Here is a 25,323-nt window from a genome sequence, read left to right as displayed (position 1 = left end):
GAGCCGCTTGTGAAGCAAACTTGGCGCTGGTTTGGTCCAGCTGACCCCATCGACATCTACGACCTGCCACAGGTGGGTGTTCAAGGCGTGGTCACCTCACTGCATCACATTCCACCGGGCACCCCCTGGACCAAAAGTGAGATCCGCCAACGACAGGCCGAAATTGCGAAACCCACACCCCAGCCCACGGGCTTGAACTGGGATGTGGTCGAAAGCCTGCCGGTCTCCGAAGTAATCAAAACCAAAGGCGCTGGTTACGCCGCCCATATCGCCGCTTATAAAGAGAGCCTGCACAATCTTGCGGGCTGCGGCATTCAGACCGTCTGTTACAACTTCATGCCAGTGCTCGACTGGACCCGCACCAATCTTGCTGCGCGCATGGCCCACGGCGGCACCGCTATGGCCTTTGATGTGGTGGATTTTGCGGTGTTTGACCTCTTCCTGCTGGCCCGCCCCTCAGCTGAAGATGATCACAGCCCCGCCATCCGCCAAGCGGCCTCCGCCCGGTTCAACGCCATGGATGACACCGCACAAGCGCGCTTGGTCAACACCATTGTCTCCGGACTTCCCGGCGCAAACGACAGCTGGACCCTCAACGACGTCCTTGCCCTACTGGACCTGTACAAAAGCATCGACACCGCCCAGCTGCGCGCCAATCTGATCGACTTTCTGTCCGAAGTGGTGCCCGTAGCTGAAGAACACGGTATGCGCCTGTGCTGCCACCCGGATGACCCGCCGTTCCCGCTTTTGGGCCTGCCGCGCGTCATGTCCACAACCGAAGACTACGAAACCATCCTTTCTGCCATCGACAGCCCCGCCAATGGCGCCACGCTTTGTACCGGCTCTCTTGGCGTAAACCCGACCTTCGACGTTACTGACTTCATCACCCGCCTTGGCCCCCGCATCCATTTCACTCATCTGCGCAACACCCTGCGCCAGGGCCCCTCGGATGGGAATAAACTCAGCTTCCATGAGTCTATGCATCTGGAAGGTCAAACCGACATGGTGATCGCCATCCGCGCCCTGCTCAAAGAAGAGGCCCGCCGCAAGGCAGAAGGCCGCTCAGATTGGGAAATTCCCATGCGCCCTGACCATGGCCAGCACATCTTATATGACCTGCACAGTGACACGCTGCCCGGCTACCCGCTGATCGGCCGCACCAAAGGGCTGGCGGAGCTGCGCGGTGTGATGACCGCGCTCAGCGCCGATCTATAAAGCCGGAAACACCGCCGTCTTTTTCACCGTGCCATAGGCAAAAGTGGTGTCGATGCTGGCTATCCCGCCAATCGGATGAATGCGCAGGCGGATGAATTCCTCATAAGCCTCCAGATCACTGACCACCACGCGCAGCTGATAATCGGTTGCGCCGGTCAGGATATGGCACTCCAGCACTTCGTCAATCAACATCACTGCGCGCTCGAACCGCTGCACATCCTCCTCATTGTGCCGCTCCAGCTTCACCCGCACAAAGACTGTTACCGGCAGGCCATAGGCCTTGGCATCCACCTCCGCGCCATAGCCGGTGATCGCGCCAGAGCCTTCCAGATTGCGCAACCGCCGCAAGCAGGGGCTGGGTGACAGGTTCACCGCCTCTGCCAAATCTTGGTTGGTCATGCGGCCATTGGCTTGCAAAGCCCGGATGATCTGGCGATCCTTGGCATCCATCTGGTGACTCCTTGGCAGATTATGCCAACAATCTATCCTTTTGCGCTATTTTTCGCAATCACCTGCCCCACATCCTCACTCAAACTGACCCCAACAGTTTTACGCGAGGACTCTCCCATGACCAAACGCAACACGCCGCAAGGCTTCGCCACCCGCGCCATCCACCACGCCTATGATCCGCAGGACAACGAAGGTGCGCTGACCCCGCCGCTGCACCTCACCTCGACCTTCACTTTTGAAACCGCTCAAGCGGGTGGGGAGATGTTTGCTGGTGACCGCGTGGGCCACATCTATTCCCGCATCTCCAACCCAACCTGCGATCTGCTGGAACAGCGCATCGCGACACTCGAAGGCGCCGAAGCCGGTCTTGCTCTGGCCTCCGGCATGGGCGGCATCACCGCCACGCTCTGGACCCTGCTCTCCCCCGGTGACGAACTCATTGTCGACAAAACGCTATACGGCTGCACCTTTGCCTTCATGCAGCACGGCTTGGCCAAATGGGGCGTGACCATCACCCACGTCGACATGACCGACATCGAAAATCTACGCGAAGCTGTCTCTGAAAAAACCCGCGTGGTCTACTTTGAAACCCCGGCCAACCCGAACATGCGTCTGGTCGACATCGCCGCCGCCTCTGAGATTGCGCACAGCGTGAGCGCCACTGTGGTGGTCGACAACACCTACGCCACGCCGTACCTGACCCGTCCTATCGAGCTCGGCGCAGACATTGTTCTGCACTCCGCCACCAAATACCTCGGTGGTCACGGTGATGTGGTGGCCGGTCTGGTCGTCGGCACCGCCGACCAAATTGCCGACATCCGTCTTGTGGGAATGAAAGACATGACCGGCGCAGTGATGGCACCGTTTAACGCCATGCTGATCCTGCGCGGATTAAAAACCCTGGCCTTGCGTCTGGACCGGCACGTCGCTTCCGCCATCACCGTTGCGGAATGGCTCGAAAGCCATCCGGCCATCGCCTCCGTCTCTTTCCCGGGTCTCAAAAGCTTCCCACAGCATGAGCTGGCAGAGCGCCAAATGGACAAGCCCGGCGCGATGATTGCCTTTGAGCTGGTCGAAGGCCACGACGCAGGCATCGCCCTGATGAACAACCTCAACCTCATCCAGCGGGCGGTTTCTCTGGGTGACGCGGAAAGCCTGATCCAGCACCCGGCCTCCATGACCCACTCCACCTACACGCCAGAAGAACGTGCCGCGCACAACATCACCGAAGGCCTCGTGCGCCTGTCTGTGGGTCTCGAAGAAGTCGAGGACATCCTCGCCGATCTCGCCCAGGCGCTCGACGCTCTGCCCACCCGCATCGCCGCGGAATAAGCCCTTCGGCCTTGGCGTGCTACACTTGCGCCAAGGCCACTCTCCCCAATTGCCCACCGGAGCCAGACAATGACCGACACCCAGCATCTGAAGACCATCGAACAACGCCTGCTGTGGCTGTCCCATTGGATGATCCACAACGCCAACCATATCCGCCCTAAAGAAGACGGCATCAAGATCGGCGGCCACCAGGCCAGCTCGGCTTCCATGGTCTCGATCATGACCGCGCTCTACTTTGCCACGCTCAAGCCCGAAGACCGCCTTGCCGTGAAACCCCACGCCTCGCCGATCTTTCACGCCATGCAATACCTGATGGGCAATCAGACCCGCGAGAAAATGGAAAACTTCCGCGGCTTTGGCGGCGTGCAAAGCTACCCCAGCCGCACCAAAGACATCGACGATGTGGATTTCTCCACCGGCTCCGTGGGTCTTGGCGTGGCGATCACCTCCTTTGCCTCGCTGATCCAAGACTACATCACCGCCAAAGACTGGGGCTCAGACGCGCCGCAGGGCCGCATGGTTGCACTGGTGGGGGATGCGGAACTGGACGAAGGCAACGTCTATGAGGCCCTGCAAGAGGGTTGGAAAAACGACCTGCGCAACACCTGGTGGATCATCGACTACAACCGCCAAAGCCTCGACGGTATTGTCCGCGAGGGCCTGTTTGAACGCGTCGAAAAGATCTTTGACGCCTTTGGCTGGGACGTGGTGCGCGTAAAATACGGTGCCCTGCAACGCGCCGCCTTTGCGGAACCCGGCGGTGACAAACTGCGCGACTGGATCGACAGCTGCCCCAACCAAGACTACTCCGCGCTGACCTTCATGGGCGGCGCAGTCTGGCGCAAACACCTGATGGACGACTTGGGCGACCAAGGCGACGTCACAGCACTTCTGGACCGGCGCAGCGACGAAGAGCTGGCCGAACTGATGGAAAACCTCGGCGGCAACTGTGTGGAAACCATGGCGGAGACCTTCGCCGCCATCGACCACGACCGCCCCACCTGTTTTCTGGCCTACACCATCAAAGGCTGGGGCACGCCGATTGCAGGCCACAAAGACAACCACGGCGGTCTGATGAACAAAACGCAGATGGCCACGTGGCAAAAACACATGGGTGTGGCCGAAGGTCAGGAATGGGAGCCGATGGCCACCGTCACCGACCCCGCCGCCCTGCGCGATTTTCTGTCTGAAGTGCCGTTCTTTGCCCAAGGCCCACGCCGCTTCTCCGATGCCAAACTGCCTGTGCCTGCAATCTCACTCGACAGCGACCGCGAGACCTCCACGCAAATGGCTTTTGGCAAGATCCTCGATGACCTCTCCAAAGGCGACAGCGCGCTGGCGTCCCGCATCGTGACCACCTCGCCCGATGTGACCGGCACCACCAACCTCGGCCCATGGGTCAACCGCCGCAAGCTTTTTGCCCGCGAAGCCCAAGCCGATGCCTTCATCGAGCACCGCATTCCCTCAACAGCCAAATGGGAGTTCACGCCGGAGGGCCAGCACATCGAGTTAGGCATTGCCGAAATGAACCTGATGCTCCTGCTGGGGGCCGCAGGCCTTTCCCACTCCCTGTTCGGCAAACGCCTTATCCCCATCGGCACCGTCTATGATCCCTTTGTCTCCCGTGGCCTCGATGCGCTCAACTACGCCTGCTACCAAGACGCCCGTTTCCTGCTGGTCGGCACCCCTTCTGGCGTGACCCTCGCCCCCGAAGGCGGCGCGCACCAATCCATCGCCTCACCATTGATCGGCATGTCGCAGGACGGTTTGGCCTCGTTTGAGCCTGCCTTTGCCGATGAGCTGGCCGTACTCATGCAATGGGCCTTTGACTACCTGCAACGCGACGGCGAAGGCGACCCAGACGAGCGCACCTGGCTGCGCGACGAAACCGGCGGCTCCGTCTATCTCCGCCTCACCACCAACCCTATCGAGCAACCCGGCAAACGCCATGATGATGCCTTCAAGCAAGGTGCCATCGACGGCGCCTACTGGCTGCGCAAACCCGGTCCCAACTGCGAGGTGGTGATTGCCTACCAGGGTTCCGTCGCGCCGGAAGCCATCAAAGCCGCCGGACAAATCGCCAATGACCGCCGCGACATCGGCGTGTTGGCCGTCACCTCAGCCGACCGCCTCAACGCCGGTTGGACCGCCGCCCAACGTGCCCGTGCGCGCGGGCAAATGTCGGCCCAAAGCCACATCGAGCGGCTTTTGTGTGATCTGCCGCCACATTGCCGCCTGCTGACGGTGATCGACGGCCACCCGGCCACGCTCAGCTGGCTCGGCGCCGTACAGGGTCACCAAACATTGCCGCTTGGGGTGGAGCACTTTGGCCAAACCGGCACCATCGGCGATCTCTACCGCCATCACGGTCTGGACGCCGCAACCATTGTGTCCCGCATCAACGCTTTGACCGCTGGTCGCAGCTTGCAACCCCAAGCCTAAAGCCACGCTGCGCAGCCCCGTGCTGCGCGGCCCACCTCTTGACGGCGCAGCCCCCTGTTCCGCATGCTGATCCAACGCCAGCCTAAGAGGATCCCGCTTGCCAGTTCGCGCCAAACTCCTGCCCAAAGCCGCCCTCATTCATGTTGAGCTATATGACACGGTTGGGCCGGGCGAACTCTGGACAGCACTCAATGGCATGTACCAACACCCCGACTACATCCGCGGCATGACCGAAGTGGGCGATTTTCGCGGTGTGACAGACATGCAAGCCGGCTATGACGACATGCTGGAATTCACCACTGTCTATACAGAGTTCCACCGCGCCAACCCCAAACCTCTCAACCTGTGCTTGCTGGACCAAAACAAACTCGGTTTTTCCATCGCCGAAATGTACATCGCTTTTGCCGAATCCATGAACAGCAACGTCAACATCAACGTCATGCCCGGCTATCCGGAGATCTTTGCCGGATTGGACCTATCCGAAGAGCAAATCGCAGAGCTTCCCGCCCATTGTCTGGATGAAACCCATCTGCTCTGAGGTCTGCTTGCCACACCGACATTGCATTCCAATTTTGGAATACTAAATGGAGGTGGTGTAAACAGTCTCCCCAAGGTGCCGCAGGGGTCACTTGACCGTGCGACACGGTCCTTCCATGCTGGACCAACCGTATGTTCCGCAGCACCACGGACCAACTGACCAAGGATGCTCATGCCAATTGAGAACAAAATCCTAAATCCCGCCCCACTGGCCTACCGACGGTTTTCCGGCCACGTCACCATGGATGAACTCACCACATCCTCTTTGGCGCTGCACGCAGACCCAGGGTTCAAACCCGGCACCCACACTGTTGTCGACATGCTCGATGTCACCGATTTTGACATCGGTTTTGACCAGATGAGGGATTTTGCCACTCTGACCCGAAACCGCCATCGCGACCGCGGAAAGCAAGTGCATATCTTTATTGTCTGCAGCAGCGAACAGGGCAGGTGGCTGGCCGAGATGTTCCGTGCACTGGCTGACCTGGAACCCGGTCTGGCCAGCATTGAAATCCTGCACGGCTTTCCCGAAGTCCTTGCCCTGCTCGACATGCCGCCGGACACCATCAAACTCTTCCCCGAGGATTGCCAAACCGAGTCTCACCTACTGAACCGTCTGAGCTCTTAGCACGCCACACAGCACAACACGCTCCGACCCAACGTCCATCACCGCCGCGCCTGCGACCACTTGACACAGGCGGGTGCTCCTCGCATCCTGAGAGCAGCCGGTGCACCCCGGCCAGAACCGACACGGCGCCAAACTAAGGAGTGTCCATGCCGATTGAAAGCCACCTGCTAACCCCAGCACCGCTGGTCTATAGCCGGTTCACAGGCTGCGTGACGTTTAAAGAATTCACCGACTCGTCCCAAGCCCTGCACGCCAACCCAGACTTCTATCCCGGCATGCATATGGTCTTGGACATGCTCAACCTTGTGGATTTTGATGTTGGCTTTGACGACATGAAGGCCTTCACCGCAAGGGTGCAAGAACGCCACCGCGAACGCGGCGAACCGGTGCATATCTTCATTGTTTGTAGCAACGAACAAAGCACCTGGCTGGCGGAGATGTTCCGGTCACTGTCCGATCTAGAAGACGGCATGGCCAGCGTCGACATCCTGCAGGGTTTCCCGGACGTGCTTGCCATTCTGGACCTGCCACCGGAAACCATCGAACTGTTCCCTGAGGACTGTCAAAGTGAGGCGCATTTGCTCACCCGCATGTCCTCCTAAAGCGGGTCTCAGCCTTCGCCGCCCCCAAACGCCCCTAGGTGGCGCGCTCGAACCATATTGCCCGCTACGCTTGAAATGGTATCCAATGTGCCGCAAACTGCTGAAAAGGATTTTGAATTGCCGATCAGCGTTTCCGTTATTCCCGAGTTAAAAATTGTGCATAATGTCTATTCGGGACGGGTGACCATCCAGGATCTTTTTGACGAGCAAACCAAGCGCCATCAAAACCCCGCCTTTGTCATGGGCATGCCCGCGGTGAACGACCTGTCCCAGGTAACCGAAGTGGATATCGGCTTTGACGAGATGATGGCTTACGCTCAGAAAACCATGGAAACCTACCGCGACGTGACCACGCCCATTCAGTTGGTTCTGGTTGGCGAAACCCAGGTCACCGCCGCCGCCATGGCGATGTATGAAAACCTCTCCGCCGCCAGCAACGCCCCTTTCCATGTGGATGTTGTGCCTGGCTACCCAGAAGTCTTGGCCGTTTTGAACCTCCCCCCTGAAGGCCTGCAACACTTGCCCGACTTTTGTCGGCAGGAAAGCCACTTACTTTGACCGCCACCTGAAAGCCCCTGATGCCCGTCAGCCTTACGCCAATCCCTGACTTAAACCTTGTCCACATTGTCTATTCGGGCCGGGTCACACCTCAGGAACTGTTTGACGAAACACAGGCCTGCTACCAGCGCCCAGACTACCAACCCGGCATGTCCGAGGTCAGCGATTTTTTCCGGGTCACCTCTTTTGAGATTGGCTATGACGAAATGAATGATTTTACCAGGCGCTCAAACGAAGCGCATGGCAGCTTAGACAGCCCAATCGACATTTGTTTGGTTGGCAGCACAAAAGTGTCTGAGCCGGCGATCCTCATGTATGAGGGCCTCATCGCGGCCAAAAACATCCCGATCCGCTTACATGTTGTGCCCGGCTATCCAGAAATGCTCGCAACACTCAACTTGCCAGAAGAGTGCCTCAAATATTTCCCTGATCATGGAAACCAGGAACGCCACCTGCTCTAAGCCAGCGGCGTCCCTTTCGCCAAAATCAGTAGCTATACTCACCGTAGATCTGGCTCAGATCGCCGTTCCAGTCGCCGTGATAGCGCTCCAGCAATTCATCCGCCGGCACTTTGCCACTCTCCACGCTCTCTTTCAGCGCGTTTAAGAAATGGGTCTCATTGGGCACCAAGCCGCCAGCACCAGCCATGCCACGCGCCACCAAGCCCGCTTCGGAAATCTTCAACACTTCCCGCGCCAGATCATGCATCTTGATGGTGCCAACCTGCGCTTGAAGCCCGTCTTCACTGGCGGCCACACGCAAGGCTTCACGCGTCTCCGCATCCCAGCCTTTCACCAGATCCCAGGCTGCATCCAGCGAGGATTGATCATACATCAGACCAACCCAGAACGCCGGCAACGCACACAGCCGCCGCCACGGACCACCGTCCGCGCCGCGCATTTCCATGAACTTCTTGATCCGCGCCTCAGGGAAGGCGGTGGTCAAATGATCCGCCCAATCGCTCAGCGTCGGCTTCTCACCGGGCAACGCAGGCAGCTCGCCTTTAAGGAAGTCGCGGAACGACATGCCCAGCGCGTTGACGTATGTGCCATCGCGATAGACAAAATACATCGGCACATCGAGCGCATATTGCACCCAGGCCTCAAAACCAAAGCCATCCTCAAACACAAACGGCAACATACCTGTGCGCGCATCATCCAAATTGCGCCAGACCAGGCCACGGGTGGATTTTACTCCGTTGGGTTTGCCATCCAAAAACGGCGAATTGGCAAACAGCGCATTGGCCACCGGTTGCAGCGCCAAGGCAACCCGCAGCTTTTGCACCATGTCCGGCTCACTGGCAAAATCCAGGTTCACCTGCACCGTGCAGGTGCGGCGCATCATGGTTGTGCCCATGGTGCCGACCTTGCCCATATAGCTGTCCATCAGCTTGTAGCGGCCTTTGGGCATCAAAGGCATATCCTCGTGGCTCCAGATCGGCGCCGCCCCCAGACCGATGAAACCCACACCAATCTTATCCGCGATGTCTTTCACATCTGTCAGGTGTTGGTTCACCTCATCACAGGTCTGGTGGATAGTCTCCAGCGGCGCACCCGACAGCTCCAACTGTCCACCGGGCTCTAGGCTCACATTAGCGCCGTCTTTTTCCAGCCCAATCAGCTTGCCGCCTTCTTCCACCGGCGCCCAGCCGTGCCCGTCACGCAGACCTTCCAGCACCGCCAAAATGGAGCGTTCGCCCTCGTATGGCAGTGGCTTTAGCGTGTCTTTGCAATAGCCAAACTTCTCGTGTTCGGTGCCAATACGCCAGTCTTCTTTGGGTTTGCAGCCATCGCTGAGATATTCAGCCAGCTGATCGTGATGTTCGATCGGCCCGCCGCCGGACTGTGGGATAGACATAGGCTTGCTCCGCTCCTGCAAACTCGCTTGGGACAGTAGTCGTGATCGTAAATTTTACCGGTGTCAATGCAACCGGGGGTCTGATTTGGCCCAGATCACGACCGGTTGATCCGGCGTGGCCTTGAGCTTGGCCAACATGTGTTCCGTTCGGATGCCCTCAAGTGAGGCAAAGGCATCAAACAACGCATCAGAGCCTTCCGCATTTACAGGTATATGCAACGGCGCTTGCCCCGGTTGATACAGCGCCCAGACCGCAGGCTTGCTGCGCCCGTCCAACACCAATCGGCTCAGGCTGCGAATGGCGACACTGCCGCCATTGAGCGGGCCAAAGTAAGCCACCTCACCCTCGTCCACCTGCACCACGCCCGGACCACCTTTGCCAATCCGAAACCGACCACGTTGCAGACCGCTCACGATCAGCACCGCGCCCACCGCAACCAGGCCAATGCCGAGCCATTTCATCACACCAAAACCACTGGCCCACCACAGGCCAAGCAGCAGCACCGCAGCGCCCACCAAGGCTTCCCGCCACTGCGCCACCGCCGCGCGGGCCTCAGGTCGAATGAATGTCATTTCGTTTGCCTCCTCAAAGTTCCGCCGGGCCGCTAGGCCTGGCAGCGCCCGACCCTCCCCACGGGAGGGCGCTATCGCACCCACCCAGGGTCAGTCGCTGCCTTCTTTTCCAACGCAGAAGTGCCGAAAACTCACGCTTCCACATCCTCGTCCGCCATAAACATCATCAACGAAAACGTCCCATTGCGCTCAAACCCAATAGACTCATAGGCCCGCGCCGCCGCTTCATTGGCTGCAAACAAAATGGCCCGCGTCGCGCCTTTGTCCCGTGCTTCCTGCAGATGCAGTGCCACTGCCCGCCGCGCCAGCCCCTGCCCGCGCAACTCCGGCGGCGTATAGACCCCGCCAATCTGCACCGTGTCCGGCAAGGTGGCGTTAAACCCGGTTTTGGCAACCGGCACGCCATCCCTCAACAAAATGCGGTGCGTGTCTCGTTCTATACAGCGGGCAATATCCTGCGCTGCCACTTCGGCACATTTATGTGTCGGCGTGCCCAGAACCTCGCCATGATAGGCCGTGCGCCACTCCACCGCCAAAGCCCAGAGCTCTTCGCCAAGCGGCACCATGCTGAACCCGTCACACTCCGGCACCTTGAGCTGCGCCAGCTCCAGCCAATAACCCGGCTCGTCTTCATTCAGTGACATCGGCCGGTCGCCCATGCCCGTCGCCTCAAAAAACGGCGCTACCTGCGCGCCGTCTCCCAAACAGCCAATCAGCTCCCGCTGCGCCCAAAAGGCACGTGTCGCTTGCCAATCTTCTTTCGTGGCATCCGGAGCTTGCATCAAGATCATGCCGCCATTGGACAGGGCAAAAAGCCCCCTGCGCTCATCGTCCAAAGCCCAAATACGCATCGCGCGATCAGCAGTGCCGCATATCCCATGCTCATTGAGATTACTCAAAAAGAACATCGAGCTCTGCACATGCTCCCGCAGAAACGGCTCAATCCACGCAAGGTCCGCTTCCGTGACCGCGCGCCAGCTCACTGCCAATCCCCAAGGCTCTGTTGCCACAAGGTCATCGCCGCCACAGCCGCCGTATCCGCCCGCAAAACCCGTGGCCCCAGGCTCACCACATGCGCAAACGGCAAGGCCCTCAACCGCGCCCGTTCAGCATCAGAAAACCCACCTTCCGGCCCAATCAAAATCGCCCAAGGTCCACCCTCTGATGCCGCCAACCGCTTGGCACTGCCAACCTCGGCCTCGTCACAGAACATCAACTGCCGCCCCTCGGGCCACTCCGCCAGCAACCGATCCAGCTTCACCAGATCGCTGACCTCCGGCACATAGGTCCCGCCACATTGCTCCGCAGCCTCAACCGCATGGGCCTGCAATCGGTCCTGCCGAATACGCTCGCTATTGGTGAAGTCGGTTGAGACCGGCACAATCCGCGCCGCGCCCATTTCAGCCGCTTTCTCAACGATAAAATCGGTGCGCGCCTTCTTGATCGGCGCAAAGCACAGCCACAAGTCCGGCGGCATCTGCAACGGCTTGGTCTGCGCTTCACACACCAGTTCTCCATTGCGTTTATTCGCCACAGTCACGGCACAGCGCCACTCACCATCCCGCCCGTTAAACAATAGCACCGGATCACCCACTGCCATGCGCATCACGCCAAAAAGGTAATGCGCTTGCTCTTTGGTCAGAGGAATGGTTTGCCCTTCCCCCAAGCCCTGCTCTACATACAGTCTGACTTTTGCCTGTTTCATGGGAACCGACATATGGCCGACACGCCCGCAAAGGAAGACCCCAAGGGGCAAGTTTCTGACGCTGTGAAAGGCAATTGGGTCGACCACCTCGCACCCGCCTGGTCCCGCCCCTACCTGCGCCTCTCACGCGCCGACCGCCCAATTGGCACATGGCTGCTGCTTCTGCCGTGCTGGATGAGCCTCGGTCTGGCGATGCTCAGTGACGGCCAGGCCACGCAGCATGACCTCTGGATCGCCGTCGGCTGCGCCATGGGCGCGTTCCTCATGCGCGGCGCTGGCTGTACGTGGAACGACATCACCGACCGTGACATTGACGCCAAGGTCGCCCGTACCCGCTCGCGTCCGATCCCATCAGGCCAAGTCACCACCAAACAGGCCGCTGTCTGGATGGCGCTGCAAACCCTGATCTCCGCCGCCATCCTGCTGACGTTCAACGTCAATGCCATCCTGCTCGGCATCGCCTCTCTGGTCCCCGTGGCGATCTACCCCTTTGCCAAACGCTTCACCTGGTGGCCGCAGGTCTTCCTGGGCCTCGCCTTCAACTGGGGTGCCCTGCTGGCCTGGACCGCCCACACCGGCAGCCTCGCTTGGCCCGCCGTGATCCTGTATGTCGCCGGCATTGCTTGGACCCTGTTCTACGACACCATCTATGCCCACCAAGACACCGAAGACGACGCCCTCATCGGTGTAAAATCCACCGCACGTCTGTTTGGCCAAAACACTCCACAATGGCTGCAGGGCTTTTTGACACTCACAATCATGCTGTTTGGCTTTGCCGTTTTGATGGTCACCATCGAGCACAGCCCCGCCGCAATGGCCGTCGCCCTGCTCGGCCCGCTGGCCATGGGGTGGCACATGCAATGGCAGCTGCGCCAACTGGACACCGACGACACCGCCGTGCTGCTGCGCCTGTTCCGCGCCAACCGCGACACCGGCCTGATCCCTCTGCTGTTTTTCGCCGTCGCATTTTTCCTGTGATTGCAAGCCGGGGCAGAACCCCGTATCAACCATGCACCACTGGACGGACCACACTTTCTGAATGCGACTTTCTTCCCTCCTCATCCTGTTTGTTACCTTCGCCACGGCTGGGCTGCTCAGCCTTGTCGCCGCGAGCCTGTCTGCTGACCTGATCGAAGACACCTCTAAAACCACGGTAGAGCACGAGCTGTCCAAGTCCGGCATGGACTGGGCCGAAGTGCATGCCGAAGGTCTGCAAATCTTTCTTGCGGGCGTGGCACCTTCCGAGGCCGACCGCTTCAAAGCGATCTCCGCCGCAGGCCGCATCGTCGATGCCGCCCGTGTGATTGACAACATGGAAGTGCCCGCCACCGCCGCCATCGCGCCGCCCCGTTTCTCCGTGGAAATCCTGCGCAACGATGCAGGCATCTCCCTGATCGGCCTGATCCCGGAAAGCGCGGACCGTGCGCGCATGTTGCGCGAGCTCAAAAGCATCTCTGCCAATGGCGAAGTTGCGGACCTATTGGAAACCGCAGATTACGCAGCACCGTCCGGCTGGTCCTCCGCCACCCGCTTTGCCATCGCCGCGCTCAAAGACCTGCCGCGCTCGAAAATCTCCGTGAAAGCAGGGCGCGTGGATGTCACCGCCATGGCGGACAGTCCAGAAGCGCGCGCAGAGCTGGAAATTGACCTCACCCGCCGCGCGCCCACCGGCGTAGAGATCAACCTGAACATCTCCGCCCCTCGTCCGGTGATCACCCCCTTCACGCTGCGCCTTGTCAAAGACGGCGAGATCGCCCGCTTTGACGCCTGCTCTGCGGACACCGACAAGGCCCGCGCCAAAATCCTGACCGCCGCCCGCGCCGCAGGTCTGACGGACAATGTGGAATGTGTGATTGGCCTTGGCGTGCCTTCCACCAAGTGGGGAGACGCCGTGTCCACCGCCATTCGCGGTCTCAACGAGTTGGGCGGCGGCACGCTAACCTTTTCTGATGCCGACGTAACATTGACCGCACAAATGGGCACCGATCAGGCGCTGTTTGACCGTGTGGTTGGCGAACTCGAAGGCACCCTGCCAGAAGCCTTTGCCCTCTTGGCGACGTTGCCGCCAACACCCGAAGCTGACGACAATGGCGCCGAAGCGCAGGAATTCACCGCCACGCTCAGCCCTGAAGGTCTGGTGCAGCTGCGCGGCCGCCTGCCCAACGACATTGCGCGCGACACCACCGACAGCTACGCCCGCGCCCGCTTTGGCACCGAAACCGTGCATATGGCGACCCGCCTGGATGAAACCCTTCCCCCCACCTGGCCCTTCCGCGTGATGGCTGGGCTGGATGCGCTCACCATGCTCAACAACGGCTCGCTGATTGTGACCCCGGAGGCCGTTTCCATCACGGGCAATACCGGCAACACCGAAACCAACGCCCGCATTGCGCAGCTTCTGGCCGCCAAACTGAGCCAGACCGACCACTTCGCGATCAATGTCACCTATGTCGAGACCCTCGACCCGCTGGCAGGTCTGCCGACCAATGAAGAATGCATGGCCAATATCCAAGCGCTTCAGGACGAGACCAAAATTGCCTTTGAACCAGGCAAAGGCACGCTGGACGAAAGCGCCGCCGCGATCATCGACAAGCTGGCCGAAGAGCTCAACGCCTGTCCCGACCTGCAAATCGAGATCCAGGGCCACACCGACAGCCAGGGCCGCGAAAGCATGAACCAGGCCCTGTCGCAAACCCGCGCGCTGGCAGTTCTGACCGCGCTGCAAGAACGCCGCGTGTTGACCAAAGGTTTCCTCGCGCTTGGCTATGGCGAAAGCCAGCCCATTGCTGACAACGACACCGCCGAAGGCCGCGAAGCCAACCGCCGCATCGAATTTGTCCGCATCGTGCCAGAAGAGGAACAGGCCGAGGCAGCCGCAGAGGAAGGTGCCGAAGCCGCAGATGCCGAGGCCACCGAAACTGAGGCAACGGCAAGCGAAAGCGAAGCAGACGCCACCGGGGCGGACACCCCCGAAGCCACGTCAGAGGACACTGGCGCGGCAGCGCCAGAAGCCGCAAGCGAGACCGCCGACGAGGCAACCGCTTCTGAGGACACGGCCACCGAAGACACAGCTGCCGACGCCCCTGCCACCGAGGCAGACGCCACAGCGGACACGGGCGCAGATGCCGCAACAGACGACACATCGACAGACAACGCCGCACCAGAAGACGGCGCAGAGGACGAGACAAATGACCAGAATTGAGTTCATCCTGACCACCGCCGTCATTCTGTTTGTGGCTTTCTGCATGGGCTGGTTTGCCAATTGGCTGGTGCACCGCTTCACCCGCGTCGCGCAGTCTGACGTCGACCAGCTGGAGCGCATGTCCCAGGAGCTGCACGAAGCCGAAGAGACCCGCGATCAGGCGATCACCTACCTGCAACAGCGCGAGGCCGAGCTGACCAATCAGCTCACCCAGACCGAAGCAGAGTTACGCGCCGCCATGGACGGCCTGCGCGACGCCCGGCAAGAGGCCGAAGAGCTGCGCAACCACGTGGAGCATCTCGGCGGGGCGTAAGGCCCGCATCAGAGACCGACTTCACTTTAAGGATGCACGACCGTCACAGTCGCCTCACAGTCCAACACAAGTTTTTATAGACTTCAAGTTGGACACCGATGCGCTATTCCCCGTTTGACTGGAGCGGCACGCTCAACCGCAAGCCCTATTGGATTGCGCTCCTTTTGGCACTGTCCTGCCAAGTCGCTGCATTTGTTCTCAAAGACATCGGCGCACTGCCGTCTTGGGTGGCCTTGACCACCCTGACGACGGCCCAATTTCTACTTTGGCCGCTCCTCGTGCGCCGCCTACACAGCTTTGGCGCATCCGGCTATTGGAGCCTTTTGGTCGCCATTCCTTTCCTTGGCTTTCTGGTCACCTTTGCCATTGGCATCCCCCGCCCCAAGGCCCAATCTGACGATACATGGCCAGCGCATTGGACCCACCGCATCGGCCAAACCATTTTGTTACTGTTGGTTGTCCTGGGTCTGTCCCGCGCTTTCTGGGCACCCTACACCATCCCCTCAGGCAGTATGAAACCCACCTTGTTGGCGGGCGACTTTGCCCTTGCCCGTCAGATTGTTGGTGCCACCGTAGCCGCAGGTGACGTCGTTTTGTTTGCCCACCCGGCCACCGGATACGAAATTGTCGCCCGCGTAATTGGCTTGCCGGGGGACCGCATCCAAATGATGGATAGCGTCCTGCACATCAACGACACACCGGCACAGCAAACCGCGCAGGGCAGCTTTGACGAACTGTTCCAACCACAAGGCCCGTTACAACTCCTTCCCCGCTGCGCCAACGGCCCGGTCGGAATCGGCGGCACTTGCTCCAAAGAACTGTTCGAGGAAGCCTTGCCCAATGGCCACCGTCACCAGATCCTAAACATCGCCCGAAGTCAGGCCGACAACACCGGCATCTACACCGTGCCGGAGGGCCATGTGTTTGTGTTGGGTGACAACCGCGACAATGCCTCCGACAGCCGCGTTCCCCTTTTCGCGCGCGGCGTTGGCTTTGTGCCGATCCCCAATGTCACGCACAAGCTGTTTCGTGTCGCATTTTCGACCTCAGGCGAAAGCTATCAGGATCTGTCACAATGGCGCTGGGATCGCCTCTGGCATCCGGTGCGGTAGCAAGTCTAACGCTCCAACACCACCCCAGCCGCCTGCAGCACATCCCGCTGCGGCTTATAGAAAATCCAGTTGTTGATCTTCTTGCCGCGCACCAATCCGGCGGCGCTCAGTTTTTTCATATGCGCGCTCACCGTGGGTTGCGACAGGTCCAGCTTTTCGACAATCCGTCCCACACAAACGCCATCCTCAACCAAATCTCCATCCACCTGCGGCGCAAAATGTGGACGCGGGTCCAGCAGCCAAAGCATGATCTGCAAGCGCACCGGGCTGGACAGCGCGGCAAAGACTTTTGCCTGCGCCGTCACCGACTCAGTTGACTCTTGCTCCGTATCGCCAATTATCAATATAGATGATTCCCTATATAGACTGATCTCGATATGAACATAGCCTCAGATCCCCTCGCCCGCCAAGCCCAAGCCTTCGCCCAAGGCGCAAAACTTGGCGAAGACTACCTGAACACCCTCTCCGACCGCCAAGTAAACGCAGACACGGCCCAGTTCCCCGCGCTCGACATCTCGCTCCCCAAACACGGCCACAGCCCCAACGACGTGCTCTCCCTGATGCAAGACGCTGGCAGCCCCGGAACCGTCGCCACCGCCGCAGGCCGCTACTTCGGCTACGTCATCGGCGGCGCACTGCCCGCCGCCTCCGGTGCCCGCGCGCTCCTTTCCGCCTGGGACCAATGCGCCAATGCGGACACCGGCCCTTCTGTGATGCAGATGGAAAAAACCGCCGTGCGCTGGATCATCGACCTCCTGAACCTGCCCGCAGAAACCGAAGGTGCCTTCACCACCGGCGCGACCATGGCCAACATGACCCTGCTGGCCACTGCCCGTGACACCTTGCTGGCCCGCCTCGGCCATCCCCGTGGCAAAGGCCTGCTCGGCGCGCCAAACCTGCGCGTGATCGCCAGCGCCGAGATCCACGCCACTGTGCTCAAATCCCTGCGCCTGATTGGCCTTGGCTCCGACAATATCGAACGTGTCCCCACCGACACCCAAGGCCGCATGCGTGCCGACAAACTGCCCCAACTTGATGCCTCCTGCATTGTGTTGGCACAGGCGGGTAACGTCTGTACCGGCGCCTTTGATCCGATTGGGGAAATCGCCGACATCTGCCAGGCTGCGGGCGCGTGGTTGCATGTCGATGGTGCCTTCGGCCTCTGGGCCCGCGCTGTGCCCGACCTGGCCGATGACCTAGCCGGTTTGGAGAAAGCCGACAGCTGGGTGGTGGACGCCCACAAAACTCTCAACGCGCCCTATGACTCCGGTCTGGCCCTCTGCCGCCATCCCGAAGAGATGCGTGCCTCCATGGCGATCGGCGCCGCCTATCTGCCGCCCACCTATCCCTCACCCGCCGACCTGACGCCAGAGTTCAGCCGCGCAGCCCGAGGCACGGAAACCTACGCCGCCCTGCTCTCCCTTGGCCGAGAGGGCCTCAGCGACATGATCATGGGCTTCCACAGCAAGGCCACCCGCCTCGCGGCGGCACTGCGCAATGAAGGCTTCAGCGTCCCACACGACGTGCACTTCAATCAGGTGTTTGTGACCTTGCCCGGCAGCCCAGACCTCTGCGCCGCCATCACGGCGGAGGTGCAGGCGTCCGGCGAGGCATGGTTTGGCGCCGCCGCCTGGCAAGGCCAAAACGGCTTCCGCCTGAGTGTTTCCAACTGGGCCACAACAGAGGCCGACATCGACCGGCTAATCGCCGCTATCGTCAAAGCGCGAGAGGCGGTTCTCAACTCAAAAGCTGTTGCCTAAAACGGCGTTGCACCGCGCGGCGGGTTTACACTCGCCTGCCGCGCGGCCGTAAAAACGCGCACCTCCGCAAAACAGCCGCGATACCGACAAAATACCGACGTCCAAAACGAACCAAACCCGCAGGTTAACGCACCAACATCACCAGCGGCTCAGCGCGTCCTCATCTTCGTCTTTGGCCGCAACCCACTCGGCCCCATCTGCGGTGTATTCTTTCTTCCAGAACGGCGCGCGGGACTTCAGGTAATCCATCAGATATTCCGCCGCCTCAAAGGCATTCACCCGATGCCGCGACGCGGTCGCCACCATCATGATCATATCGCCCTGACGCAGCTCGCCATGGCGGTGGATGACCAAAACATCCCCAAGATCCCAACGACTTACGGCCTCTTCGGCAATCTTCTCCAGCGCCTTCTGGGTCATTCCGGGATAGTGTTCAATCACCATCCGATCCATGCCGCCCTTGTCGGCATCGCGCACCACACCGGTGAAGGTGACAATCGCGCCCATATTGCTGTGCCCGCTGGCAAAAGCCTGCGCCTCATGGCCAAAATCAAACGGCTCTTCCTGGACAACGACGCGCATGAGAGACCTCTTAACCGCCTGTCATTGGTGGGAAAAACGCCACTTCACGCACGCCCTCAAGGGGTGCATCAAAGTCAGTCAATTCCTGATCGATCGCCACACGCAAGGCGCTCAAATCCGAGAAAGCCACCTCATACCGCTCTTCGCGTGTCTTCAGTTCTTCGACCAACTGCATCACCGTTGTGGCGTTGGTCTCGACCTTTTCTTTCGGGATACCAATGCGCTCGCGCACCCATGCAAAATAGAGAACATCCATTGTGATCAATCCTTTAGATGCGGCTTGGCTTTATTGAAGTAATCAATACCCGTGATAGCGGTCAACGCGGCCGCAATCCACAGCAACAAAAGTCCTACCCAGCCGCTCCACACCATCCCGGTGTGTTTCCAACGCAGCCCTTGCAGGTCTTCCACCTCGCCCGCCATGATCTGATCAAACAGCGCCAAATCCATGCCCCAGGCCGACATGCCAAGGTAATGCTCAAACACGCCCTGGCCAAAAAGGAACGCAATCGCAACCATTTGCGTCGCCGTTTTCCACTTTGCCAGCTTGGTCACCTTCAGCGTTCCGGCAGTATCGCCAAGGAACTCACGCAGGCCTGAGACAAACACTTCGCGGAACAAGATCACGGTGGCTGGCAGCACCAGCCAAGGCGACATGGAGCTATAGCCTACGATGACCATCAGCGCGATCACCACCATCGCCTTATCAGCAATCGGGTCCATCATCGCGCCCAGCTTGGTTTCCTGCTTCCACAACCGCGCCAGATAGCCGTCAAACCAATCGGTTACGGCGGCCACCAAAAACAGCATCAGCGCAAACCAATCCGCGTAAGGCCTTTCAAAATAGAGAAACATCACAGCAACCATCGGGGCTGCAAACAGGCGCATCACAGAAAGGATGTTGGGAATGGTCCAGGTCATGCCCCTGACTTAGCCTGTCTCCCGCGTCAGGGGAAGCGCGATTGTGACGCGGTGTCGCAACCATGACCCAGAGCCCACAAAACTGTGCTACACTCACACGAGGCAGAACGGGCAAGACCCTCGAGCGCACATCGTCAGAGGAGATACTCTTATGCAACCTGTTGTATTGCTTGTTGGAAAGCTGCCCAACGTGATTGGTGCCGTCCCGCGCCAACTTGACCACCTGCCCATTCAATAGCTTGGCGCACACGATCACGGCGAAGTCATCCGCCAGTTGGACACCGAACCGCGCATTTGCTGCGTCATTATGGGCGCGAGCATGGATGACGACACGCGCGGCGACCTGATTGGCCTGATCGCCACCCGCCGCCCCGACCTGTCGATCCACCTCAAGGACCGCGCCTCAGGCCCCGATGGCATGGTTGGGTTTGTCGAACAGATTGTGGAAAACCTCGTGCTGCGCGGCAAAGTGCCTGCTTAGGCAACACCCACCGCGCGCAGGGTTTAACTTCCTTCGTGGAAAAAGTCGTAGATTGTCTCCGCCAGCTTGTCAGAGACGCCCTCCACGGCTTTCAAATCCGCCAAATTGGCGCGGCTCACGGCTTTGGCGCTGCCAAAATGCGCCAACAAAGCCCGCTTTCGTGTCGCGCCCACGCCCGGCACATCATCCAGCGGCGTGGTCCCCACGGCTTTGGCTCGCTTAGCCCGGTGTGTGCCAATCGCAAACCGGTGCGCCTCATCGCGCAACCGTTGCACAAAATACAAAACCGGATCATTTCGGCGCAGTGCCATCACGCTTTTGCCAACGCGGTGGAATTCCTCTTTGCCGTGGTCCCGATCCACGCCTTTGGCCACGCCGACCATCGGCACATCCTCGACGCCGTACTCTTCCATGATCTCGCGCACCGCACTCACCTGCCCGGCACCGCCATCGATCAACAACAGGTCCGGCCACATGCCTTTGTCACGATCCGGGTCTTCCTTCAGCAATCGCTTAAACCGCCGATTCAAAACCTCTTTCATCATGCCAAAGTCATCCCCCGGCGTGATGTCATCCCCCTTGATGTTGAACTTGCGATAGCTGTTTTTCATGAAGCCTTCGGGACCAGCGACAATCATGCCACCCACCGCATTGGTGCCTTGAATGTGGCTGTTGTCGTAGACCTCAATCCGCTGCGGTGGCCCGTCCAGATCAAAGGCTTCCGCCACACCTTGCAGCAATTTTGCCTGCGTGGCGGTCTCACTCATCTTGCGCGCCAGGCTTTCCCGCGCATTTCTGGCAGCGCCTTCCACAAGTTCCGCCTTCTCGCCGCGCTGGGGCACGGTGATCTCGACCTTGCGCCCGGCCTTGGACCCCAGCGCCTCCGCCATCAGCGCCGCATTTTCGATCGCATGTGACAGGATCAATTGCCGCGGTGGCTCCTTGCCGTCGTAGAACTGACCTATGAAGGCCTCCAGCACCTCTGCCGCCTCCACATCCGCCCCAACACGCGGATAAAAATCCCGGTTGCCCCAGTTTTGATTGGCCCGGATGAAGAACACCTGCACACAGGCCTGCCCCTTCTCCAGATGCAGCGCAATCACGTCCGCTTCTGCCACGCCGCGCGGATTGATGCCTTGCGTTGTTTGCACCGAGGTCAACGCCCGAATGCGATCTCGTAACGTCGCCGCTTTCTCAAACTCCATCGCATCAGAGGCAGCCTGCATCTGCTTGGCCAAGGTCTCTTGTATCTGCGTTGAGCGTCCGGACAAAAACCGCTCCGCATCCCGCACGCTTTCGGCATAGTCACTTTCCGAAATCCGCCCGACACAAGGTCCAGAGCAGCGCTTGATCTGAAACAGCAAACATGGCCGCGTCCGGCTCTCAAACTGCGCATCTGAGCAGTTACGCAGCAAGAACACTTTCTGCAGCTGACTCAACGTCCGGGTGACCGCCCCGGCATTGGCAAACGGTCCGTAGTAATTGCCTTTTTCCTTTTTGGCCCCGCGATGTTTCTTGATCTGCGGATACCCATGCGCTCGACTGACCAGAATATTCGGAAAACTTTTGTCATCCCGCAGCAACACGTTGTACTTCGGCTTCAGCTGCTTGATCAGGTTTTGTTCAAGCAGCAGCGCCTCGGTTTCCGTCTTGGTGGTCAGAAACATCATCGACGATGTTTCAGAGATCATCCGCGCGATCCGCCCGGAATGCCCAGAAGGCCGCGCATAATTGGAAACCCGCGCCCGCAAATTGCGCGCTTTACCAACGTAGAGAATTCGCGCCTGCGCATCGAGCATGCGATAAACACCGGGCGATCCGTCCAGTGTTTTCAGATAGCTATGTATACATTCGTGTCCCGTCGGGCCTTCGGGGACTGCAGGGCTGTCTTCACTCATGAGTTCTCAAATATGATTCTTTTGGTCGGGCTGCAATCTTGACGGGGCAGAAGCAAGCATAAACAAATCCACCGAAACTGTGGATAAGTCTGAAGATATCTTTATGGCTTCCGAGGATTTCCCTTGTTTTTGGCTGCTTTCGACGCAGTGCTTAAAAATTAGGCACAAAACTAACGCATTGATTTTAAAGAGAACTTTTTTATCCACGAAGCAAATCGTTGAAATCATTAAGAAAAAGTAAAATTTATGTAACGGAACTGTGACCGGTGCAAAACTTATCTCTGATATGCGTGTTTGGCTCAGAATTTGGCACTCCGTTACCGCAATCAGCCAACCATGCGGCAAAGCCTCTTCTGGCGTTTCACCACGTCAAATGTTGCCCGCCATCCACACAAATTGCCTGCCCTGTGACAGCCTGTGCCTCCAACAGATAAGCCAAAGCCGCGACTATATCCTGCGGGCCAACGCCCCGCCGAAGAACCGTTCCGTGTCGCTCGTTGGCAAACTCCGAAACGCTCTGGTGCGCGCCCCGCAGCGTGGGTCCCGGCGCGATGCCGTTCACCCGAATGTCCGGGGCCAATCCCTGCGCCGCTGTTTGTGTCAGCGCCCACAGCCCCATCTTCGCCAAGGTATAAGTTGAATACTCCGGCGTCAGGTTGCGAATTCGCTGATCCAGCATGTTCACCACCAACCCAGCCGCCACCGGTTCGCCGGCCGCGTCCAAAGACGCCTTGAGCCCCTGCTGCGCCATCAACTGGGTCAAAACATAAGGCGCGCGCAGGTTACTCTCCATATGGCGATCCCAACTCTCTCTGGTTGACGACTGAAGGGTGTCGTCCTCAAAGATCGACGCATTGTTGATCAAACAGGTTATGGGTCCGCCCAACGCCGCCACACTCTGCGCAAACAAAGCACTGGCCTGCGTCTCGTCCAACAGATCCGCCTGCAGCGCCACGCCTTTTTGCCCATGAGCCTCAATCGCGTTCAGCGTGTCTGCCGCCCCATCATCAGACGTCGCATAATGCACCGCCACGTCGTAGCCACGCCCTGCCAGCGCAATTGCCATCGCCTGTCCAAGCCGCTGTCCGGCGCCAGTCACCAATGCCCGCGCCATGTCAGCCTCCGCTTAAGTCAGGTCAGGGTAATCAATATATAGGCTAGATAGAGTGCGGTGAGAATAACACCCCAGATGCGTGTGATGTCTTTTTTCAGGAAGACAAAAGGGAACAACATGAACGACGCCCCCAACATCACCCAGAAGTCAAAGTCGAAAAAGTCCGGGTCGACGCGAATAGGGTGCACAATCGAGGTAATGCCGATGATGGCCAACAGATTGAACATGTTGGAGCCAATCACGTTGCCCAGCGCCACATCCGCCTGACGGCGCAATGCGGCCATCACAGTGGTGGCCAGCTCCGGCAAAGACGTGCCAAGCGCAATCAGCGTCAGACCAATCACCGTGTCACTCACACCGTAGCGGCGGGCAATGATCTCGGCATTGTCGACCATCAGATCAGCGCCCAAAGGCAGACCAATCAAGCCAAGCAGAAGGAAGACAATGATGCGCCACCACGGCATGTCCGGGTCCGCACCCTCAACCTCTTCCTCGTCCATCACCGCAGCGGCTTCCGCCTTTTTGTGACAGCGCGCCTGATAAAACGCACTACCCAATACCAATGCCAACGCCCCCAACAGCACAAGGCCATTACCCATGCGGAAGAAGCCGTCAGCGGCCAAAGCAATAAACAGCACAGAGGCTGCAATCATCATGATAAAGTTGCGCTTGGAGTTGCAGTGACTGGTGTGGATTGGTGCCAAAATGGCAGGGATGCCCAACACCAACAGAATGTTGGCGATGTTGGAGCCTACAACGTTACCAATCGCAATACCTGGCGCGTTTTTCAGCGCCGCTTGCAGGGAAATCAGCAGTTCAGGCGCAGAGGTACCAAAGGCCACAATCGTCAAGGAGACGATCAGCGCCGGAATCCCAATCCGCAGCGACAGGTTCACCGCGCCACGTACCAGCGCGTCCCCCGCCAGAAGCAGGATCACCAATCCCAGCGATACCAGCAACCATTCCATACTTTACCCCATGTCCTTCCGACAGGGGCACGGCCCCTTGCCAATTTTAAAGCGCCCGCACTTAGTGCATTTCTTGGATTGCAACTGCTTCTGTCCGGGAAACCGGAGCTTGCCAAACATCGCGAGCACCGCCATGCCAACCAGAAACAGAGAGACAATCTTTACCAGCACGTCAGAGCCCAAACCGCGCAAACTGCGCCCGCTCTTCGATGCCCGCAACCGCATCCTGGGCGAGTGATGCCCCAAAACGCTGCCACATAGACCGTTTTACGCCATAGCGGCGCAGCTTCACTTTGTCCCCAAAGCGCGCCTTCAGAACCGGCACCAAATGGCCAATCTCGTCAATCAGACCAACCTCTTTGGCCTGCGACCCAATCCAGATTTCTCCGGTGAACAGGTCGTCATTGTCCGCAAGTTTTCCATCCCGCCGTGTTTGCACATGGGCGATGAAGTTTTGGTGAATTTGCTCCAACATCCGCTTGAGCCGTACCACATCTTCGGCGTTTTCCGGCTTAAACGGATCCAGCATCGATTTGCTTTCACCAGCGGTATACACCCGCCGCTCGATGCCTTGACGCGACAGGAACACATTGGCGCCAAACCCGGCGGAGATCACCCCAATCGAGCCGACAACCGAGCTTTCGTCTGCGTAAATCTCATCCGCCGCCGCTGCGAGCCAATAGCCGCCTGACGCGGCCACATCCTCAACAAAGGCAATCACGGGAACGTCTTTTTCCTCCGCCAAGCGCCGGATACGGCTGCCAATTAGCGCGCTTTGCACCGGGCTTCCGCCAGGAGAGTTGATCTCCAATGCCACCGCCGCAGGTTTGCCTTTGGCGAAGGCTTTTTCCAGCAACGGCGCCAGAGTGGCATCGTTCAATTGTCCACGTCCGCCTGCGGCAATCATGCCTTGCAGGCGCACAACCGCCACTGTGGGCGCTTTTTTGGCAAAGGGGTTTAAGCGTTTCATCCCATGGCATTTAGAACGCGCATGGTCGTTTCACAAGGCAAGCCCCTCAGGAAAGCGATGTTTGTGATCAAAAATCCTGATGTGACGCGAGTCACCTCGCGTC

27 protein-coding genes are annotated in these 25,323 nt (G+C 59.2%); 14 read left to right on the top strand and 13 right to left on the bottom strand.

From position 1 onward, the window contains the following. Positions 1-9 precede the first annotated feature (9 nt). Complete coding sequence (gene uxuA, locus Q0955_RS11225) at positions 10-1,215, top strand: mannonate dehydratase (RefSeq protein ID WP_299424293.1); 1,206 nt, start codon at positions 10-12, stop codon at positions 1,213-1,215. Here uxuA and Q0955_RS11220 read toward each other — a convergent pair. Further along, the gene (locus Q0955_RS11220; RefSeq protein ID WP_299424291.1) at positions 1,210-1,665 is read right to left on the bottom strand and encodes an Lrp/AsnC family transcriptional regulator; all 456 of its coding nucleotides are present in this window, start codon (positions 1,663-1,665) and stop codon (positions 1,210-1,212) included. The two genes, uxuA and Q0955_RS11220, sit on opposite strands and share 6 nt — an antisense overlap. 117 nt (positions 1,666-1,782) lie before the next feature. Between Q0955_RS11220 and Q0955_RS11215 the strand changes: the two genes are divergently transcribed. The 7 genes from Q0955_RS11215 (at position 1,783) to Q0955_RS11185 (ending at position 8,225) form a co-directional block, all read left to right on the top strand. Next, a complete protein-coding gene (locus tag Q0955_RS11215) occupies positions 1,783-2,997 on the top strand; it encodes a methionine gamma-lyase (RefSeq protein ID WP_299424290.1) in 1,215 nt (404 codons plus the stop codon). Positions 2,998-3,066: 69 nt separating this feature from the next. After that, positions 3,067-5,439, top strand: coding sequence for a 1-deoxy-D-xylulose-5-phosphate synthase N-terminal domain-containing protein (locus Q0955_RS11210; RefSeq protein WP_299424288.1), 2,373 nt, complete (start codon positions 3,067-3,069; stop codon positions 5,437-5,439). Between the two features lie 97 nt (positions 5,440-5,536). Next, positions 5,537-5,977, top strand: coding sequence for a hypothetical protein (locus tag Q0955_RS11205; RefSeq protein ID WP_299424286.1), 441 nt, complete (start codon positions 5,537-5,539; stop codon positions 5,975-5,977). A 165-nt stretch (positions 5,978-6,142) separates the two neighbouring features. Then, positions 6,143-6,604, top strand: a complete 462-nt coding sequence (locus Q0955_RS11200; RefSeq protein WP_299424285.1) for a hypothetical protein — start codon at positions 6,143-6,145, stop codon at positions 6,602-6,604. A 146-nt stretch (positions 6,605-6,750) separates the two neighbouring features. Beyond that, positions 6,751-7,206: a hypothetical protein gene (locus Q0955_RS11195; RefSeq protein WP_299424283.1), complete on the top strand. Its 456-nt coding sequence runs from the start codon at positions 6,751-6,753 to the stop codon at positions 7,204-7,206. Positions 7,207-7,281: 75 nt separating this feature from the next. Then, entirely contained in the window at positions 7,282-7,764 is a 483-nt protein-coding gene (locus tag Q0955_RS11190; protein WP_299424282.1) for a hypothetical protein, read from the top strand. A gap of 20 nt (positions 7,765-7,784) precedes the next feature. Next, on the top strand, positions 7,785-8,225 hold the full coding sequence (locus Q0955_RS11185; RefSeq protein ID WP_299424280.1) for a hypothetical protein: 441 nt from the start codon (positions 7,785-7,787) through the stop codon (positions 8,223-8,225). Between the two features lie 25 nt (positions 8,226-8,250). Here the strand turns inward: Q0955_RS11185 and Q0955_RS11180 are convergent, their stop codons facing one another. From Q0955_RS11180 to Q0955_RS11165, 4 genes are all read right to left on the bottom strand, one after another. Beyond that, positions 8,251-9,621, bottom strand: a complete 1,371-nt coding sequence (locus Q0955_RS11180) for a glutamate--cysteine ligase (protein WP_299424279.1) — start codon at positions 9,619-9,621, stop codon at positions 8,251-8,253. Between the two features lie 63 nt (positions 9,622-9,684). Further along, on the bottom strand, positions 9,685-10,194 hold the full coding sequence (locus tag Q0955_RS11175) for a hypothetical protein (RefSeq protein ID WP_299424278.1): 510 nt from the start codon (positions 10,192-10,194) through the stop codon (positions 9,685-9,687). A 131-nt stretch (positions 10,195-10,325) separates the two neighbouring features. Then, entirely contained in the window at positions 10,326-11,177 is an 852-nt protein-coding gene (locus tag Q0955_RS11170; RefSeq protein WP_299424276.1) for a GNAT family N-acetyltransferase, read from the bottom strand. Beyond that, the gene (locus Q0955_RS11165) at positions 11,174-11,899 is read right to left on the bottom strand and encodes a 16S rRNA (uracil(1498)-N(3))-methyltransferase (RefSeq protein WP_299424275.1); all 726 of its coding nucleotides are present in this window, start codon (positions 11,897-11,899) and stop codon (positions 11,174-11,176) included. Before Q0955_RS11165 ends, Q0955_RS11170 begins: the two co-directional genes overlap by 4 nt. Before the next feature lie 12 nt (positions 11,900-11,911). Here Q0955_RS11165 and ubiA point away from each other — a divergent pair, with 12 nt between their 5' ends. From ubiA to lepB, 4 genes are all read left to right on the top strand, one after another. Next, positions 11,912-12,877, top strand: coding sequence for a 4-hydroxybenzoate octaprenyltransferase (gene ubiA, locus Q0955_RS11160; protein ID WP_299424274.1), 966 nt, complete (start codon positions 11,912-11,914; stop codon positions 12,875-12,877). 61 nt (positions 12,878-12,938) lie between these two features. After that, on the top strand, positions 12,939-15,101 hold the full coding sequence (locus Q0955_RS11155) for an OmpA family protein (protein WP_299424273.1): 2,163 nt from the start codon (positions 12,939-12,941) through the stop codon (positions 15,099-15,101). Continuing rightward, positions 15,088-15,414, top strand: coding sequence for a hypothetical protein (locus Q0955_RS11150; RefSeq protein ID WP_164644634.1), 327 nt, complete (start codon positions 15,088-15,090; stop codon positions 15,412-15,414). Before Q0955_RS11155 ends, Q0955_RS11150 begins: the two co-directional genes overlap by 14 nt. A 98-nt stretch (positions 15,415-15,512) precedes the next feature. Next, a complete protein-coding gene (lepB, locus tag Q0955_RS11140) occupies positions 15,513-16,526 on the top strand; it encodes a signal peptidase I (protein ID WP_366140680.1) in 1,014 nt (337 codons plus the stop codon). A gap of 5 nt (positions 16,527-16,531) precedes the next feature. Here lepB and Q0955_RS11135 read toward each other — a convergent pair whose 3' ends face one another. Next, the gene (locus Q0955_RS11135; protein WP_299424268.1) at positions 16,532-16,831 is read right to left on the bottom strand and encodes a metalloregulator ArsR/SmtB family transcription factor; all 300 of its coding nucleotides are present in this window, start codon (positions 16,829-16,831) and stop codon (positions 16,532-16,534) included. A gap of 72 nt (positions 16,832-16,903) precedes the next feature. Here Q0955_RS11135 and Q0955_RS11130 point away from each other — a divergent pair, with 72 nt between their 5' ends. Further along, complete coding sequence (locus tag Q0955_RS11130) at positions 16,904-18,286, top strand: aminotransferase class V-fold PLP-dependent enzyme (RefSeq protein ID WP_299424266.1); 1,383 nt, start codon at positions 16,904-16,906, stop codon at positions 18,284-18,286. Between the two features lie 138 nt (positions 18,287-18,424). Here the strand turns inward: Q0955_RS11130 and Q0955_RS11125 are convergent, their stop codons facing one another. Genes Q0955_RS11125 through pgsA form a run of 3 tightly spaced genes read right to left on the bottom strand, consistent with a single transcriptional unit; the run spans position 18,425 to position 19,789 of the window. Further along, on the bottom strand, positions 18,425-18,868 hold the full coding sequence (locus Q0955_RS11125) for a molybdenum cofactor biosynthesis protein MoaE (protein ID WP_299424264.1): 444 nt from the start codon (positions 18,866-18,868) through the stop codon (positions 18,425-18,427). A 10-nt stretch (positions 18,869-18,878) separates the two neighbouring features. Beyond that, positions 18,879-19,124, bottom strand: coding sequence for a molybdopterin converting factor subunit 1 (gene moaD / locus Q0955_RS11120; RefSeq protein ID WP_299424263.1), 246 nt, complete (start codon positions 19,122-19,124; stop codon positions 18,879-18,881). Positions 19,125-19,129: 5 nt separating this feature from the next. Then, a complete protein-coding gene (gene pgsA / locus Q0955_RS11115; RefSeq protein ID WP_299424261.1) occupies positions 19,130-19,789 on the bottom strand; it encodes a CDP-diacylglycerol--glycerol-3-phosphate 3-phosphatidyltransferase in 660 nt (219 codons plus the stop codon). Positions 19,790-20,108: 319 nt separating this feature from the next. Between pgsA and Q0955_RS11110 the strand changes: the two genes are divergently transcribed. Continuing rightward, on the top strand, positions 20,109-20,270 hold the full coding sequence (locus Q0955_RS11110) for a hypothetical protein (protein WP_299424260.1): 162 nt from the start codon (positions 20,109-20,111) through the stop codon (positions 20,268-20,270). Between the two features lie 23 nt (positions 20,271-20,293). Here the strand turns inward: Q0955_RS11110 and uvrC are convergent, their stop codons facing one another. The 4 genes from uvrC to Q0955_RS11090 form a co-directional block, all read right to left on the bottom strand. Next, entirely contained in the window at positions 20,294-22,168 is a 1,875-nt protein-coding gene (gene uvrC / locus Q0955_RS11105; protein WP_299424258.1) for an excinuclease ABC subunit UvrC, read from the bottom strand. Positions 22,169-22,529: 361 nt separating this feature from the next. Continuing rightward, a complete protein-coding gene (locus Q0955_RS11100) occupies positions 22,530-23,282 on the bottom strand; it encodes an SDR family oxidoreductase (RefSeq protein ID WP_299424256.1) in 753 nt (250 codons plus the stop codon). A 17-nt stretch (positions 23,283-23,299) separates the two neighbouring features. Continuing rightward, positions 23,300-24,250 (bottom strand): calcium/sodium antiporter, encoded by a 951-nt coding sequence (locus Q0955_RS11095; RefSeq protein ID WP_299424254.1) that lies wholly within the window; start codon positions 24,248-24,250, stop codon positions 23,300-23,302. A 172-nt stretch (positions 24,251-24,422) separates the two neighbouring features. Then, entirely contained in the window at positions 24,423-25,220 is a 798-nt protein-coding gene (locus tag Q0955_RS11090; protein ID WP_299424253.1) for a S49 family peptidase, read from the bottom strand. Positions 25,221-25,323 lie beyond the last annotated feature (103 nt).

Origin of the sequence: uncultured Shimia sp. (assembly GCF_947493595.1) — a bacterium.
Lineage (GTDB): Bacteria > Pseudomonadota > Alphaproteobacteria > Rhodobacterales > Rhodobacteraceae > Shimia.
Note: the sequence above shows the minus strand (reverse complement) of the source record. Positions and strands in the feature narration are given on the sequence as shown.

Bases quoted from the DNA above. Each gene is read 5' to 3' on its own strand.
- Q0955_RS11220 (WP_299424291.1), bottom strand. From the start codon at position 1,665: ATGGATGCCAAGGATCGCCAGATCATCCGGGCTTTGCAAGCCAATGGC.
- Q0955_RS11215 (WP_299424290.1), top strand. From the start codon at position 1,783: ATGACCAAACGCAACACGCCGCAAGGCTTCGCCACCCGCGCCATCCAC.
- Q0955_RS11210 (WP_299424288.1), top strand. From the start codon at position 3,067: ATGACCGACACCCAGCATCTGAAGACCATCGAACAACGCCTGCTGTGG.
- Q0955_RS11200 (WP_299424285.1), top strand. From the start codon at position 6,143: ATGCTCATGCCAATTGAGAACAAAATCCTAAATCCCGCCCCACTGGCC.
- Q0955_RS11195 (WP_299424283.1), top strand. From the start codon at position 6,751: ATGCCGATTGAAAGCCACCTGCTAACCCCAGCACCGCTGGTCTATAGC.
- Q0955_RS11190 (WP_299424282.1), top strand. From the start codon at position 7,282: ATGGTATCCAATGTGCCGCAAACTGCTGAAAAGGATTTTGAATTGCCG.
- Q0955_RS11185 (WP_299424280.1), top strand. From the start codon at position 7,785: ATGCCCGTCAGCCTTACGCCAATCCCTGACTTAAACCTTGTCCACATT.
- Q0955_RS11180 (WP_299424279.1), bottom strand. From the start codon at position 9,621: ATGTCTATCCCACAGTCCGGCGGCGGGCCGATCGAACATCACGATCAG.
- Q0955_RS11175 (WP_299424278.1), bottom strand. From the start codon at position 10,194: ATGACATTCATTCGACCTGAGGCCCGCGCGGCGGTGGCGCAGTGGCGG.
- Q0955_RS11165 (WP_299424275.1), bottom strand. From the start codon at position 11,899: ATGAAACAGGCAAAAGTCAGACTGTATGTAGAGCAGGGCTTGGGGGAA.
- ubiA (WP_299424274.1), top strand. From the start codon at position 11,912: ATGGCCGACACGCCCGCAAAGGAAGACCCCAAGGGGCAAGTTTCTGAC.
- Q0955_RS11155 (WP_299424273.1), top strand. From the start codon at position 12,939: ATGCGACTTTCTTCCCTCCTCATCCTGTTTGTTACCTTCGCCACGGCT.
- Q0955_RS11150 (WP_164644634.1), top strand. From the start codon at position 15,088: ATGACCAGAATTGAGTTCATCCTGACCACCGCCGTCATTCTGTTTGTG.
- lepB (WP_366140680.1), top strand. From the start codon at position 15,513: ATGCGCTATTCCCCGTTTGACTGGAGCGGCACGCTCAACCGCAAGCCC.
- Q0955_RS11130 (WP_299424266.1), top strand. From the start codon at position 16,904: ATGAACATAGCCTCAGATCCCCTCGCCCGCCAAGCCCAAGCCTTCGCC.
- Q0955_RS11125 (WP_299424264.1), bottom strand. From the start codon at position 18,868: ATGCGCGTCGTTGTCCAGGAAGAGCCGTTTGATTTTGGCCATGAGGCG.
- moaD (WP_299424263.1), bottom strand. From the start codon at position 19,124: ATGGATGTTCTCTATTTTGCATGGGTGCGCGAGCGCATTGGTATCCCG.
- pgsA (WP_299424261.1), bottom strand. From the start codon at position 19,789: ATGACCTGGACCATTCCCAACATCCTTTCTGTGATGCGCCTGTTTGCA.
- Q0955_RS11110 (WP_299424260.1), top strand. From the start codon at position 20,109: ATGGATGACGACACGCGCGGCGACCTGATTGGCCTGATCGCCACCCGC.
- uvrC (WP_299424258.1), bottom strand. From the start codon at position 22,168: ATGAGTGAAGACAGCCCTGCAGTCCCCGAAGGCCCGACGGGACACGAA.
- Q0955_RS11100 (WP_299424256.1), bottom strand. From the start codon at position 23,282: ATGGCGCGGGCATTGGTGACTGGCGCCGGACAGCGGCTTGGACAGGCG.
- Q0955_RS11095 (WP_299424254.1), bottom strand. From the start codon at position 24,250: ATGGAATGGTTGCTGGTATCGCTGGGATTGGTGATCCTGCTTCTGGCG.
- Q0955_RS11090 (WP_299424253.1), bottom strand. From the start codon at position 25,220: ATGAAACGCTTAAACCCCTTTGCCAAAAAAGCGCCCACAGTGGCGGTT.